We start from the raw sequence: 13,100 nt of genomic DNA on the forward strand, positions 1-13,100 counted from the left end.
ACTCAAGGAAGAAGCGATGACACCAATATCCAAAACACTGGAAGCGTTGATCAATGAAATCTACCAGGATGGCAACGTCTCGGTAGTTGAGTACAGGACACTGCGAGACGATGCAGATCGCCGTATGGACGCGGTCATTCGCGAGTTTGGCCAGCACAACAATGTGACGGCCTTTCAGAAAGCAATGGATGTCGCCATGCAGCTATTGCAAACCGCCGTTATCGATGCAAAAAAAGCCGCACTGACCGACACCGGAGAGGCGATCGTCAAGGACGCGGTCGTCGCACAAGTCGAATACCTGCGTGCCGGCAGCCAATTGGCGCTGCGCCTTCTGTGATTGGCTGATCCGGAACCAGCCCGCAAATACAAGTTGCGGGCTGAACTGTATTTCTTCGAAAAAATGCTCGAGGCCTACTTTTCTGAGGCATTGCGTTGCTCCAGTATGCGTGTATCCGTAACGGGACCACGCTGAAAAGGATCTGAGCATGATGAAACTCGCAAGCCTCACTCTTGCAGCCCTCACCTTGAGTGCCACAGCCCATGCCGATATCAACCTGAAGCTGGGCAGTACCGAACGCGTTACCCGCCTATTCGCCTACCCCAACAACTGCAACGTGATCTGCTTTCGCAACTGGACGCTTGAGCAAACCGTCGAGCACTATCTGACTCAAAGCGTACAACGCGATGGCTACAGCGATGCGAAGGTGTTGGTCAAAACAGACAACGCTCAGCTTTACGCCGAAATCACTGGCGTACCCAAACGTTATGAAAAGCCCCTGGCCGCGCTGCTTGACGCGGGTGACCTGGCCTACAACGGCGCCAGCAAACTGAATGCCGACGGCAAGTGGGCGTATAACTGGTATCTGTTCCTGCCGCTGGGCATGGCGCTGGAAAACCGCAGAAGCGTCGAGCTGCTGCACTTTCCGCCGGACTATTCGCTGACCCAGGCTCAGGATTACCTGCGGTCTGCCACCACTGATCGCTGGGCGACGCTGCTGACAGTCAACGGCGTTCCTGCCGAACAAACGCCGGGTTACCAGACAATCATCGATATCGCCCCGATTGCCGCACCGTCCAACGCCGGCAAGGACCTTGAGGGGGTCTATGGCTACTTCAAGGATTACCAGGCCACGATGGTCAAACAGATCAGCCTGAACGCCAGCGGCGAGCCCCTGCCAATGGTCGCCTTCGGCATACCGGTGCGAAACTGGGTCAAGGAGCAATACGGTCCGACGGTGAATGTGTTGAGCCTGGTCTACATCAGCCCGAACGATGGAGTGAAAGTCCCCGTTCTAGGCGCTAATCACCCGAGCTACATTTGGTACGCCGCGGACCCGGCGAATTACACGGGCACCGATGCCAAGGCCAAGGCCGATGCGGCGGGGCTCAAAGTCATGGGCCAGGATCTGAGTGCTTCGTGTTGGCAAGCGACTATGGGCCGTGAGTCGGACACCAATGCTGATGTCGAGCTGAAAAGCTGCACACAAATGTGGCAAGTGGCCCAGAAAGATAGAACCTGTGAGCTGTTCTACACCTCGATTCGCAACCTGACGCCTCAACAAGCCGTGGCCAAATGCGCGTCGGCAACGATCCAGGCCCAGCTCAAACAACTCAAGGCGCCAGCACCGGCAACGGCAATCCCCGCGCCAGCGCTGTAAGTGGAAGTCAGCGCACGGGCGGCGCCGACGACCAGATGTTTGCCACACTGGCGTCGGCAACGCCGCCGCTGATCGGTTTACAGCGGTTCGAACGGGCGCAGGCGGTACTGCGGCGGCAGCTGCTCGAAACCACTGATGGTGGTGTTCAGGCTTTTCCAGCGGCCGTCCTTGATCCCATAGATGCAACCGTGAATCGACAGGCTCTGCCCGCGATGCCAGGCATTTTGCACAATGCTGGTGTGCCCGACGTTGGCCACTTGCTGGATCACGTTCAGCTCGCAGAGACGGTCGACCCGCTCTTCCTCAGTCGCCAACGCAGCCAGTTCTTCACGCTTTTCGTAGTACAGATCACGAATCGAGCGCAGCCAGCCGTCGATCAGGCCGAACTGACGGTCCTGCATCGAGGCGCGCACGCCACCGCAGCCATAGTGGCCGGTCACAAGGATGTGTTTGACCTTGAGTACATCGACCGCGTACTGAATCACCGAGAGACAGTTGAGGTCGGTGTGCAGCACCACGTTGGCCACATTACGGTGGACGAATAGATCGCCCGGCAGCATGCCGACGATTTCGTTGGCCGGCACCCGCGCGTCGGAACAGCCGATCCACAGGAACTCGGGAGTCTGTTGGCGAGCCAGCTTGGCGAAGAAGTCAGGATCTTTTTTAGTGATCGCGTCAGCCCAGCGCTCGTTGTTATCAATCAGATCTTGTAATTCGTTCATGCTTTGAAGCCTCAAGAATGGTGCGCAGTTTTGACTGACAACCGTCCGTCGGGGTCACGCGCAAAATGCAGTTGTTCTCCAGTTACCTGCTGCAGGGCTCCATGCCGGTGGAATTCTCGGTAACCCAATGGGTCCACCCTAGTAAGGCCCACAGTATGAGGAATTACCATGACTGAATCACGCCGTCCTTACGATGCAGTGCAACCGGAACCCATCGATGACAACGAAGATCGCATGGGTTCGATGAACGAACTGGACTTCGATGATGACGAACCCAGCGCAAAAATCGGCGACGAGTTGCCGGACAAGGAGCGCGAGCAACTGATGCCGCGCCAGCGCGTGCGCGAAGCCGGCATGACTGGCGCCTCGACGGGCGACCACGAACCCACTGACGACGACATGAGCCCGGAAACCCTGATCCGCGAAGACGGTGCCAGGGATGCCAATGAAGCCGGCAACGGCAATCAGGCTGATTGGGACTTGAGCATTGTCGGTGAAGACGACATTGGCGGTGGCGACGGGCTGGATGAAGCGGAGATGGCGCAGCGCGATCCACTGGACCGCAAGCGCTGATTTTTTGTGGCGAGGGAGCTTGCTCCCGTTCGACTGCACAGCAGTCGCCAGATGCCCGCCCGCCTCACAAGGGAGCGCCTTGCGGCCCGGCGCGAGCAAGCTCCCTCGCTACAATGGTGATTCAGTCCACCAGCGTACAGGCCATCACCACTGCATCTTCACGCCCGCCCACCGCCGGGTAGTAATCCCGCCGACGGCCGATTTCGTTGAAGCCATAGCGTTCGTACAATTTGAACGCGGCGGTATTGCTGTCGCGCACCTCTAGAAAACATTCTCGAGCGTCAGCCTTGTAAGCAATCGACATCAGATGCTCCAACAACGTCAAACCCAGGCCACGGCCCTGATTTTCCGGTTTGACGGTGATGTTCAGCAAATGCGCCTCGTCGAGGATGATCTGCACCACACCGTGGCCGACCTGCTGCTGACCTTCAAACATCAGCCAGATCTGGTACTTGCCCAGCCCGTCGAGAAAAATTCCGCGGGTCCAGGGATGGCTGTAGGCCGCGTATTCAATCTTCAGAACAGATTCCAGGTCCGCCTCGATCATCGGGCGGAACGATACCGCGTCACTCATTCGATTCTTTCCAACGCGCCATCAGCCGACGCATGGCTTGCCAGACATCAGCCTTACGCTGTGGCTCTTCCATTAATAATTCCAGGCCCGGCACCGCCCAGGCGCAGCCCAGGCCTTCGATCTGCAGTTCCCGGTTGAAGGACTCGGCATCCGCCTCACCGGCGAAACGCACCGCGGGCAGGCCGATCAGCCACAGACAGACGCACGGTGCATCTTCCAGCCGGGCCGAGAGAAAACCCTGAACAAAATCGCGGGCAGCTTCCGGACCTTGATCCATCGTGCCGCGCACCAGTAATGGCCAGCGTACTGGCTCACCGACAATCTGCGGGCTGTCCGGCAGACCGGCGGCGCGCAGCATGTCCTTGAGCAGCAGATAAGCGGGGTCGCGGGCCTGAAACGCCTCGCCTGTGGGTAACTCGGCCAGCAGCAGGCAACGCCCGGCGCGCAGCAACTGCAAGGCGAAGCGCGGTGGCGGCACAATCGGTGCCTTGACCACGAGCGGCGCTTCTACAGCCTCTTCCACCGCTACGGCACCGGTACGCGTGCTCGCAAGCGATGGTCGTGGCACCTCGACCTTGACCCGTTCAGCCGGTTTGACCACTGGTGCCACGGGCACTTCAGCCACGGCAGCCGCTGCCACAGGCGCGACGACCATCGGCTCGGGCATTTCCAGCAGTTCGGGCCGCGACGGGGCGGCAAAGGGTAATTCGGTGCGCGGCAGCCAGTTGACCACCTGCATGGCGTTCAAATAAGCGCGACGGCGGGACTCGATAAGCAAAGGTCGGCCACTTGTGGATAACTAAAGTTGAGGGATTCTACCGCCCTTCGCCCAAGATCGCCCGCAGTTGATCGACAGACTGCACCGATAGTCTTTGCACCAGTGAAAAAAGGCGACAGCCTGTCCCGAGAGTGAATCGCATCGCGCCCAATGCAGTACAATCGCGGCTTTTAATCGCCAACAGCCGGCCATTCCGATGATCGAACCCAAGCGCGTCTTGCGCGCCCTCGCTGAACACTGGGCACTTCTGGAGCCACTGTGCGAGCACTTCGACCAAGGCACACTGAGCCTCAACGAATTGCGTTCACAGTTGGCCGCCCAGCAACTCGACAGTACGCCGCAGGACATCACCAGCCTGCTGGATGTGTGGATTCGCCTCGATATTCTGGTTCCCGTGGCGAAAAGCCCGAACCGTTTCGAACTCAACGCGCAGATTCACGACTTCCTCGCCTATCTGCGCCGTGAACACCGTCTGGGCCTTTGCCTGGAGATCGAAGCCTATCTGCGCCACCTCGAGCGTCTGGCCGGTTACATCCAGGATGCATTCGATATCCGTGACGGCAATGACCTCGCCCGTCAGTTGCGTCTGCTCGACATGCGCGTCCGTGACGTACTGAAAAAGCTCGATAACGACGAACAGGCACTGGTGGCTGTCGCCGAACGGGCGAAAACCAGCGACCGACAGATTCCGCTGCGTCAGCGTTACGCTGAAGTGCTGGCGACCTGGGACGAATACGTCGAACCGATGATCGATCTGGTGAACGCCGATGGCGCCTTCGAACAAGGCGTGCGCAAGGTCGAAACCGTCCTGCTGAAAATGCTCAGCGAACAGCAGCGGCTCGGCCACCTGGTCGATGACGACATGCTGCTGCGCACCCACGCGCGCATCCTCGAAATGCAGACCAGCGCCCAATTGACCCTGCGTCACGCCCGCGAACTGCTGCTGCCGCTGCGCGAAGAAGCGCGGCGGCACAACGCGGTGACCCGTGGCGCCGCGCTGGCGCTGTCGATGATCCGCCGCAAAGGCATCGACGCCGTACCGCAAGCGGCCATGCCGATGTTCACCCGCCCGCAAAGCACCTTTCTCGGCAGCGCCAGTCAGGTCGAGGCCTACGTGTACGCTTTGGCCCGTTTCGAACCGAAACCGGCGCGTTTTCCCAAGGCGCACAAAACCCACAAGGGCGGCGATGCCCCGCGTGCGCCACGCACGGTCCGGGAAATGCTCGAGCGCTGCGAGGACGCCTTGCCGATGCCGGATCTGATGACCTGGCTGCTGGAACAGGAACCGGACGGCGCCACCGACGAATTGCTGTACTGGTTCTCGCGCCTGTCGAGGGAAAAACGCTTCAAGCGCGAACGCCTGGAACGTCGCGACTACTTCACACATGAGCACCAGGTCAGCCTGCGCTCCTTCGCCCTGCTCTCGGCCGGCCCTGACGCTACCGAGGATTCTGCGAGCACCCCTTATGCATCTTGATCTATCCGAACTGTCCCAACTGGCGCCGATCTTCCGCGAGCTGTTCAAGGGTTACCACGTCAGCCGCCGCGATCCGGAGCTGTACGCTCAGCTGTCGAACTTTCAGGACCAGTACCGCACGCTCTTCAAGGCACTGGGTTTTGAACTGGTCTGCGACACCCGTGGTTTCTACTATTTCGTACCGGACCTCGCCGCTGCCGCGGTAAACAAGACGGCCCAGCGTCTGGCGCTGTTCACCTTCATCCTCGTCGAGCATCTGGCCGATCAGGGGCGCGATCCGATCGCCGTGCTCGACGGTGGGAGCCTCGGTCGCGACGAACTGCCATCGTTGCTGGAAAAGTACCGCGACCTGTTCATTCAGGCCGAAGTGCAGACCCAGGACGAACTCGAAGAAAAGATCATGCGCCGCATGACCCAACTCGGTTTCGCCAGCGAAGAAAACGGCGTTTACCGCTTTCTGCCGCCGATGCACCGCTTCCTCGACGTCTGCCTGTCGGTCCAGCAAGACCGAGACCTGGCCGCCAGCCTGCACAGCGTCTTGCCACTGCCCGTGCCGGTGCTGATCGACGAAGACAGCGACGAAAAACTGCTGCAGACCGACGACCCGCTGGACCTGAGCGAATTCGAAAGTGAAAGCGAAGAAGACGCCCTGGCCCGCGCCATTGCCGAAGAACAGGAGCTCGACGCATGAGCAAGGAACGTTACGGCATCCGCCGCTTTGCCCTTCTGAACACCGCCGGCTACAGCCTCGGCCTGTTTCCGCTGGAAGAACCGTTGTCGGTCTACGGCGCGAACAACCTCGGTAAATCCGCTTCGATCAACGCCTTGCAGTTCCCGATTCTGGCGCGCATGTCGGACATGAGTTTCGGCAAGTACAGCCTGGAACAATCCCGGCGTTTCTACTTCGCCTCAGACACCAGTTACATTCTGGTGGAAGTGAACCTGCCCCACGGCCCACACGTGATCGGCGTGGTCGGGCGCGGCCCGGGCGGTGGTTTCGGTCACCAGTTCTTCGCCTACGCCGGTAAGCTCGATCTGGCTCATTACCAGAAAAACGACACCTGCCTGCGTCAGAAAGAACTGTTCACCAACCTCGAGCGCGAAGGCCTGAAAGCCTATGAACTCAAGCCTGATGAACTGCGTCGTCTGCTGGTCGGTGGTCACACATCGATTCCGCTGGACCTGACACTGATTCCGCTGCGCTCCACCAGCGAACAGAGCCTGAAGACGTTCCGCGCGTTGTTCATCAACCTGCTGCACATGCGTGAAATTACCGCGGCCAAGCTCAAGCAATTGTTCCTCGATGCGTTCGAGCACAGCCTGCGTTCCGGTAGCGTCGATTACATTGCCGCGTGCGAAGAAGCCTTCCGCGATGTACGACGGATGGAGCAGGACTACAACTCGCTGGTCGCCGCCGGCCCACTCGTCGAAGCGTTGGCCAATGGCGTGAAGCAGCGCGACATCCTGCGCGGCAAGCTGCACCGGATTTCGCCACTGCTCGATTCCCTGCTGGGCACCTGGTCGGACTACGCCAGTGCGCGCAAGGAAGAGCTGACCATTCAGGCCGAGCATTACCGCAACGAGCAGGACGCCCTGCAAAACGATCAGCGTGGCGGCACCCAGGAATTGATGCGTCTGGAGCGGGAAATCACCGGTATCCAGCGCTGGCTCGGCGAACTGGCGGTGCTCAAGCACCGCTTTGCCCTGGTCGATGACGTCAAAGTGCTGGAGCAGCAATTGCTCGCGGCCAAAGACGCTCACGATGAACTGGCCGGTGCTCTGGCACAGTCGCGCCAGTTCAGCGCCGAAGATCTGGAAGAGCGCCTGCGGGAGCTGGAAAAACGCCTGAAGTCGGTCAAGCAGCAACTCGACCATGCCGACAACAACAGTTATGCGCGCCTGCGCGAAGAGTTCTCGCAGCAGGACGTCGAGCGCCTGATGCGCCTGTTCAACAGCGCATTGTTCAGCCTGCCATTGGGCGAGCACGGCATCACCCTCGACGAGAACGGCGACTGGGTGAAATCCGTGGAACTGATCCTCGACGGTTTCAAAGGCGAGCGCTTCGAAGTGCCGGGCCTGTCCATCGACATCTCGCACATCGAGCCGCCAGCCTTGCAGGCGCTGGCCGACCGTGCAGCGTTGCGCGATCAGAAAGAGCGTCTGGACAAAGAACTCAAGCAACTGAAAACCCAGCAAGCCGTGGCCGCCGACCGCGCCGCGAGCAAGACCCAGACCGAAGCGCTGTACCAGCAAGTGCTGGATGCGCAGAAAGCCCTGGAAGATTTCCGCCGCGCACAAACCCTGAGCGCCGAAGAAGGCGACAAGCTTGAGCAACTGGCGCAGATGGAAGCCGCTCAGGACGAATTGAAGCGTTCCAGCGATGCCTTCACCGAGCGCGTCCAGCAACTGTCGGCCAAGCTGCAACTGGTCGGCCGCCAGATCGGCGACATGGAAGCCAAGCAACGCACCCTCGACGACGCATTGCGCCGCCGCCAGTTGCTGCCGGCGGACTTGCCCTTCGGCACGCCGTTCATGGACCCGATCGACGACTCCATGGACAACCTGCTGCCACTGCTCAATGACTATCAGGACAGCTGGCAAGGCCTGTTGCGCGCTGATGGCCAGATCGAAGCGCTGTACGCGCAGGTCCGCCTCAAGGGCGTGGCCAAGTTCGACAGCGAAGACGATATGGAGCGTCGCCTGTCACTGCTGATCAACGCCTACGCGCACCGTACCGATGAAGCCCTGACCCTGGGCAAGGCCCGTCGTGCCGCTGTGACTGACATCGCCCGCACCTTGCGCAACATCCGCAGCGACTACGACAGCCTCGAGCATCAACTGGCGCTGTTCAACCGCGAGATCAACAAACGCCAGGTGTCCAACCTGCAGAGCTTCCGCATCGTGCTCGCGCCGAACAAGGAAGCGCTCAAGCACATCGACCAGATCATCCACAGCGCCGGTCAGTACGAAGAAGGCGAAACCCTGTCGGTGTTCGACCTCAGCCAAAGCGCGGAACAGGACAACAAGAACGAAGAGGCCAAGGAATATCTGGCTCGACTGGTAGCGGCCAACCACAACCAGCTCGGCCTCAAGGACTTGTTCGAACTGGCGTTCGAGATCACCAAGGTCAACGGTCAACCGGTGATCCACACCGACATCGATGGCGCGGCCTCCAACGGCACCACCATGACCATCAAGGCGCTGACCAACATGTACTTGTTGCTGCACTTGATGGACCGCGACCTGGCCGGGCGTGTGCGCTTGCCGTACTACCTCGACGAAGCCGCGGACATCGATGAGAAGAACCAGGCTGCATTGCTGGAAACCAGCCTGCAACTGGGCTTCGTGCCGATCCTCGCGAGTGTGAAACCGCAGGTTTGCGCCAGTGTCGCGATCGACCTGGAAGGCGGCAGCGGTCCGGCGGGCATCTACATCGACGAGGCGGACTGGAAGTACATCCGTCGTCACGATCAAGTGAAGGCAACGCTCAACGTTGCAGCGGATGAGCCGGAACTGGATGCGGTTTGATCCGGTTTAGTCGAAGGCATTAAAAAGGCCGCGATCCAATGGATCGCGGCCTTTTTCATTCTTGCCGGCTTACTTGCCGAGGGAAATTTTCGGTGCCCAGGTCAGCCATTCCTCTTCGAACTTGTCGAACAACGGGAACGTCTGTTCCGGCCGCACGGCGCTGCCCATCCGCTCACCGTCCGGCGTGGCAAACGCAACGCCGCCCTGAATCATGGTTTCCAGCGACTCGGTTCTCACCGTTGCGCCTTTGAAAAGACCGACATCGAAATCAAACCCGCTGGTATTCCAGAAGCGCGTACCGCTACGCACCAACGGTGCGTATTTAGGCTCGATCAGGATGTGGATCAGCACGCGGTCCGCCGTCTGGCCCAGCTCATACCCCGTCACCTTACCCACGGTGATTTCGCGATAGGTCACCGGCACCCCGGCTTTCAACGAACCTCGGCGGGCAGCGCTCAGTACCAGGCTTAATCCGGCTTCAGCCTTGGCGGTTTCGGGTGGACTGGACAGAGCCACAAAGCTTTTCTGCGGGCCGAGGTTCTTCGCGGCTGGCTGCACTTCGATGTATTGCCCAGTCACCAACGTTTCGAGGTTGGATGTCTTGATCAGCCCCAACTCAGGCTTGACCACCCAGAACTCGCTGCCAACTCGCGCGATGCGCTCGGGTACTTCGGTGATGCGTGCCGTCAGCAGTACCGATTGAAGATCATCACTGAGGTCAACGTTCTCGATCTTGCCGACATCCAGACCCTTGAAGCGAATGGGAGTCCCTGCTCGCAACCCATCGGCGCGATCGACCTTGATCGTGATCACCGCGCCTTTCTGATTGGCTTCCTCATGGCTGGCGAACAGGCGGAACCGCGGAATCCGTTTCTGCAATGGCGCATTGGCCTGCGGTGTTTCAAAGGCAATGCCGCCAGCCATCAGGCTTTGCAGCGACTCACTCTTGACTTGAATACCGCCGGTCAACCCGCCCGTCAGCGTGATACCGCTGGCATTCCAGAACCGCGTCGAGGCGTTGACCAGGTTTTCGTACTCCTTCTCGATGTGGACGCCGATCACCAACTGGTTTCTTTTACGCGAGAACTGGTAGCTCTGTACCGACCCGACTTTCACCTGTTTGTAGAGAATCGGGCTGCCGACTTCCAGCGAACCAAGGTTCTCGGTGAACAACACCAGGTGCAGACCCGGCGAGCGCAGATCCAGCGGCGGCGCCTTGGGCCGCGCGACGAACTCACGTTGCGGCGCTGCACCTTTGTCACCGGGGCGCACAGCAATGTAATTACCTTTGACCAATGCCTCCAGGCCGGTAATGCCGGCCAACGAAATGGACGGCTTGACCACCCAGAACTGCGTGCCGTCGACCAGGTAATCCTCGGCCAGCGGGTCCAGCGTCAATTCGGCGCTGGCGGCGGAGAGATCCGGATCAACCTTGAGCGCCTTGAGCGTGCCGACCTGAATACCTTTGTACATGACCGGCGTACGACCAGCCTGTAAGCCTTCGAAGTCACTGAGCTTGACCTTGACCTTGATACCCGCTGCCGCTGCATCGAAATCCTCATACAGACGGAACGGCAAGCTCGGATCAGTAGGCGGACTGTCCTTGCGGTTTTCCGGCGTTGCAAAGGCAATACCGCCGGCGACGATACTGGCCAGAGATTCGCTGCGTACCTTCACGCCTGACAGATTGGCATCGATGCTGATGCCGCTGGCGTTCCAGAAACGCGTGTGTTTACGCACCAGCTTGGCGTAAGTCGGCTCTATAAACACCTTGAGTTCAACGGTGCTCTGATCCTCGGAGAGCACGTAACTCTTGATCTGTCCCACTTTGATCTGCTTGTAGAACACCGGACTGCCACGGTTCAAAGAGCCCAGTCGATCGGCTTTGATCGTGAGGTGCAGGCCGGGTTGAGCATCGGAAAGCGGCGGCTCTTCGGCCAGTGCCTTGAACTTGCGAGTGGGCTCGCCTTCACCGGGGCTGATCGCCACATAGTTACCCGAAACCAGCGTTTCCAGGCCGGTGATACCAGCGAGCGTCACACTCGGTTTGACCAACCAGAAACGCGTGCTGGTCCGAAGATATTGCTCGACATCCTTGTTCATTTCGACGGTGGCGATGACGCCCTTGGAACTCCCTTCATCATCGAGCTTGAGGGTTTTCACCTTACCTACCGACATGCCCTTGTAAACCACTTCGGTCTTGTTGGCCTGGATACCTTCGCCGCTCTCGAAACGCACCTGTATCTCGATGCCGTTCTCGTTATAGGCACGCCAGCCGAGCCAACCGCCAATAATCAGGGCGATCAGAGGTAACACCCAAATGGCTGACCAGTTCGAGGCCGGTCGGGTTTTCGCTACAGGCAAATCAGTCATGGTCGTCGTCCGACTCCGTGTTATCCCAAATCAGTCGGGGATCGAAAGTTACTGCGGCAAGCATCGTCAGAATTACCACGCTGGCAAAAGCGACCGCACCAGGATTGGCTTCAATGCTGGCAAGCCGCCCAAAATTAACGACCGCCACCAGGATGGCGATCACAAAGATATCGAGCATCGACCATCGCCCGATGAATTCAATAAAGCGGTACATCCAGATGCGTTGACGGGCCGACAAGGGTTGACGGCGCTGCACCGAAAACAGCAGCAGGCCAATACCCACGAGTTTGAACGTGGGGACCACGATACTGGCGATAAACACCACGGCCGCAATGGGGAACATTCCGTAGTGAACCAGTTCGATCACACCGGCCATGATCGTGCTGGGCGCACCTTTGCCAAGGGAATTGACGGTCATGATCGGCAACATATTGGCCGGTATGTAAAGAATGGCAGCCGTAATCAGCAAGGCCCAGGTCCGAACCAGACTATTCGGGCGGCGGGCGTGAACCAACGCTCCGCAGCGTGTACAGACTTGCTCATCGGTATCAGCTTCCTGCCTGTTCAACTCATGACATTCCGCACAAATCAGAATGCCTGCATCAATCGCCCGCATGGGCATCTTCTCCTGACAAAGCCTGCCAGATCTGGTGAGGTGACATGACGACCTCCAACCAGACCTGAATCAGCAACAAACCAATAAAGCACGCCAGACCAAGTCCTACGGTGATTGCTGCCATATCGGCCAGTTTGACGATCGCCACCAATACGCCCATGAGGTACACCTCAAGCATTCCCCAGTCGCGCAAGTGGTGATAAATGCGGTAGAGCAGCAAGCCGTAACTGCGCCCGATATTGAAACGGATGCTCAGTAATACGATCAGTTGACACAGCAGCTTGAGCAGCGGAATGGCCATGCTGCACAGAAACACGATCACTGAAACGCTTTGCATGCCTGTGTCAAAAAGCGCGACCACACCACTCCAGACAGTGTCGTGAGCCGATTGCCCGAGTAGATTGAGTTGCATGATGGGTAAAAAGTTCGCCGGGATGTACAACAGCAGCGCCGCTATGACCAGGGCAAGACTTCGCTGCACGACGTTGTGACGGTGGGCATAGAGTTCATAGCCACAGCGCGGGCACAGGGCTTTCTCGCCATGAGCGAGCTTGGGCTTGCGCATCAGCAAATCGCACTCATGGCACGCAACCAGATTTTCTAGTGGTAATTCTGACAGCCCTGGGGTGTCAACCGGCTCTGGCATAAGCCCTCTGAATCTGAAAAAGTTGGACCTATTCTAGTGTCCTGGGTGGAAAATAACTGTGCAAATTTGTGTCGCGCATGACACGTTTTTCTTGCGCACAAAAACAAAACCCCAACTGCTTTCGCAATTGGGGTTTCGGAATTTAATCTTGACGA

Annotated in this window: 12 protein-coding genes; 6 read left to right on the forward strand and 6 right to left on the reverse strand. The window is 58.9% G+C overall.

The window, feature by feature from the left end:
• Positions 1-16: 16 nt before the first annotated feature.
• Both D8U18_RS26575 and D8U18_RS26580 read left to right on the forward strand, forming a co-directional pair.
• Entirely contained in the window at positions 17-337 is a 321-nt protein-coding gene (locus D8U18_RS26575; protein WP_056853287.1) for a hypothetical protein, read from the forward strand.
• Between the two features lie 148 nt (positions 338-485).
• The gene (locus D8U18_RS26580; RefSeq protein ID WP_131109018.1) at positions 486-1,658 is read left to right on the forward strand and encodes a hypothetical protein; all 1,173 of its coding nucleotides are present in this window, start codon (positions 486-488) and stop codon (positions 1,656-1,658) included.
• A 77-nt stretch (positions 1,659-1,735) separates the two neighbouring features.
• Here D8U18_RS26580 and can read toward each other — a convergent pair whose 3' ends face one another.
• Positions 1,736-2,380 (reverse strand): carbonate dehydratase, encoded by a 645-nt coding sequence (gene can, locus D8U18_RS26585; protein WP_056853289.1) that lies wholly within the window; start codon positions 2,378-2,380, stop codon positions 1,736-1,738.
• Positions 2,381-2,548: 168 nt separating this feature from the next.
• Here can and D8U18_RS26590 point away from each other — a divergent pair, with 168 nt between their 5' ends.
• Positions 2,549-2,953 carry a serine kinase/phosphatase gene (locus D8U18_RS26590; RefSeq protein WP_131109020.1) on the forward strand — a complete coding sequence of 135 codons (405 nt, stop codon included), beginning with the start codon at positions 2,549-2,551 and terminating at the stop codon, positions 2,951-2,953.
• A gap of 121 nt (positions 2,954-3,074) precedes the next feature.
• Here D8U18_RS26590 and rimI read toward each other — a convergent pair whose 3' ends face one another.
• Both rimI and D8U18_RS26600 read right to left on the reverse strand, forming a co-directional pair.
• Positions 3,075-3,527, reverse strand: coding sequence for a ribosomal protein S18-alanine N-acetyltransferase (rimI, locus tag D8U18_RS26595; RefSeq protein WP_056853291.1), 453 nt, complete (start codon positions 3,525-3,527; stop codon positions 3,075-3,077).
• Positions 3,520-4,266: an energy transducer TonB gene (locus D8U18_RS26600; RefSeq protein ID WP_131109022.1), complete on the reverse strand. Its 747-nt coding sequence runs from the start codon at positions 4,264-4,266 to the stop codon at positions 3,520-3,522. The genes rimI and D8U18_RS26600 overlap by 8 nt, the downstream gene beginning before the upstream one ends.
• A 235-nt stretch (positions 4,267-4,501) precedes the next feature.
• On the opposite strand from D8U18_RS26600, the gene mksB reads away from it, so the two are divergent.
• The 3 genes from mksB to mksF are packed head-to-tail and all read left to right on the forward strand — an operon-like array spanning position 4,502 to position 9,310.
• Positions 4,502-5,782 carry an Mks condensin complex protein MksB gene (gene mksB / locus D8U18_RS26605; RefSeq protein ID WP_056853293.1) on the forward strand — a complete coding sequence of 427 codons (1,281 nt, stop codon included), beginning with the start codon at positions 4,502-4,504 and terminating at the stop codon, positions 5,780-5,782.
• Entirely contained in the window at positions 5,772-6,473 is a 702-nt protein-coding gene (mksE, locus tag D8U18_RS26610; RefSeq protein WP_056853294.1) for an Mks condensin complex protein MksE, read from the forward strand. Before mksB ends, mksE begins: the two co-directional genes overlap by 11 nt.
• Positions 6,470-9,310: an Mks condensin complex protein MksF gene (gene mksF / locus D8U18_RS26615; protein ID WP_056853295.1), complete on the forward strand. Its 2,841-nt coding sequence runs from the start codon at positions 6,470-6,472 to the stop codon at positions 9,308-9,310. Before mksE ends, mksF begins: the two co-directional genes overlap by 4 nt.
• Before the next feature lie 69 nt (positions 9,311-9,379).
• Here mksF and D8U18_RS26620 read toward each other — a convergent pair whose 3' ends face one another.
• The 3 genes from D8U18_RS26620 to D8U18_RS26630 are packed head-to-tail and all read right to left on the reverse strand — an operon-like array spanning position 9,380 to position 12,945.
• Positions 9,380-11,683, reverse strand: a complete 2,304-nt coding sequence (locus D8U18_RS26620) for an MlaD family protein (protein WP_056853296.1) — start codon at positions 11,681-11,683, stop codon at positions 9,380-9,382.
• Positions 11,676-12,299 carry a paraquat-inducible protein A gene (locus tag D8U18_RS26625; protein ID WP_056853297.1) on the reverse strand — a complete coding sequence of 208 codons (624 nt, stop codon included), beginning with the start codon at positions 12,297-12,299 and terminating at the stop codon, positions 11,676-11,678. Before D8U18_RS26625 ends, D8U18_RS26620 begins: the two co-directional genes overlap by 8 nt.
• A complete protein-coding gene (locus tag D8U18_RS26630; protein WP_056853298.1) occupies positions 12,286-12,945 on the reverse strand; it encodes a paraquat-inducible protein A in 660 nt (219 codons plus the stop codon). Before D8U18_RS26630 ends, D8U18_RS26625 begins: the two co-directional genes overlap by 14 nt.
• Between the last annotated feature and the right edge of the window lie 155 nt (positions 12,946-13,100).

It is taken from the genome of Pseudomonas sp. Sample_10, from assembly GCF_004321495.1.
Lineage (GTDB): Bacteria > Pseudomonadota > Gammaproteobacteria > Pseudomonadales > Pseudomonadaceae > Aquipseudomonas.

Coding starts and splice junctions, on each gene's coding strand:
- D8U18_RS26575 (WP_056853287.1), top strand. CDS start 17: ATGACACCAATATCCAAAACACTGGAAGCGTTGATCAATGAAATCTAC.
- D8U18_RS26580 (WP_131109018.1), top strand. CDS start 486: ATGATGAAACTCGCAAGCCTCACTCTTGCAGCCCTCACCTTGAGTGCC.
- can (WP_056853289.1), bottom strand. CDS start 2,380: ATGAACGAATTACAAGATCTGATTGATAACAACGAGCGCTGGGCTGAC.
- D8U18_RS26590 (WP_131109020.1), top strand. CDS start 2,549: ATGACTGAATCACGCCGTCCTTACGATGCAGTGCAACCGGAACCCATC.
- rimI (WP_056853291.1), bottom strand. CDS start 3,527: ATGAGTGACGCGGTATCGTTCCGCCCGATGATCGAGGCGGACCTGGAA.
- D8U18_RS26600 (WP_131109022.1), bottom strand. CDS start 4,266: ATGCAGGTGGTCAACTGGCTGCCGCGCACCGAATTACCCTTTGCCGCC.
- mksB (WP_056853293.1), top strand. CDS start 4,502: ATGATCGAACCCAAGCGCGTCTTGCGCGCCCTCGCTGAACACTGGGCA.
- mksE (WP_056853294.1), top strand. CDS start 5,772: ATGCATCTTGATCTATCCGAACTGTCCCAACTGGCGCCGATCTTCCGC.
- mksF (WP_056853295.1), top strand. CDS start 6,470: ATGAGCAAGGAACGTTACGGCATCCGCCGCTTTGCCCTTCTGAACACC.
- D8U18_RS26620 (WP_056853296.1), bottom strand. CDS start 11,683: ATGACTGATTTGCCTGTAGCGAAAACCCGACCGGCCTCGAACTGGTCA.
- D8U18_RS26625 (WP_056853297.1), bottom strand. CDS start 12,299: ATGCGGGCGATTGATGCAGGCATTCTGATTTGTGCGGAATGTCATGAG.
- D8U18_RS26630 (WP_056853298.1), bottom strand. CDS start 12,945: ATGCCAGAGCCGGTTGACACCCCAGGGCTGTCAGAATTACCACTAGAA.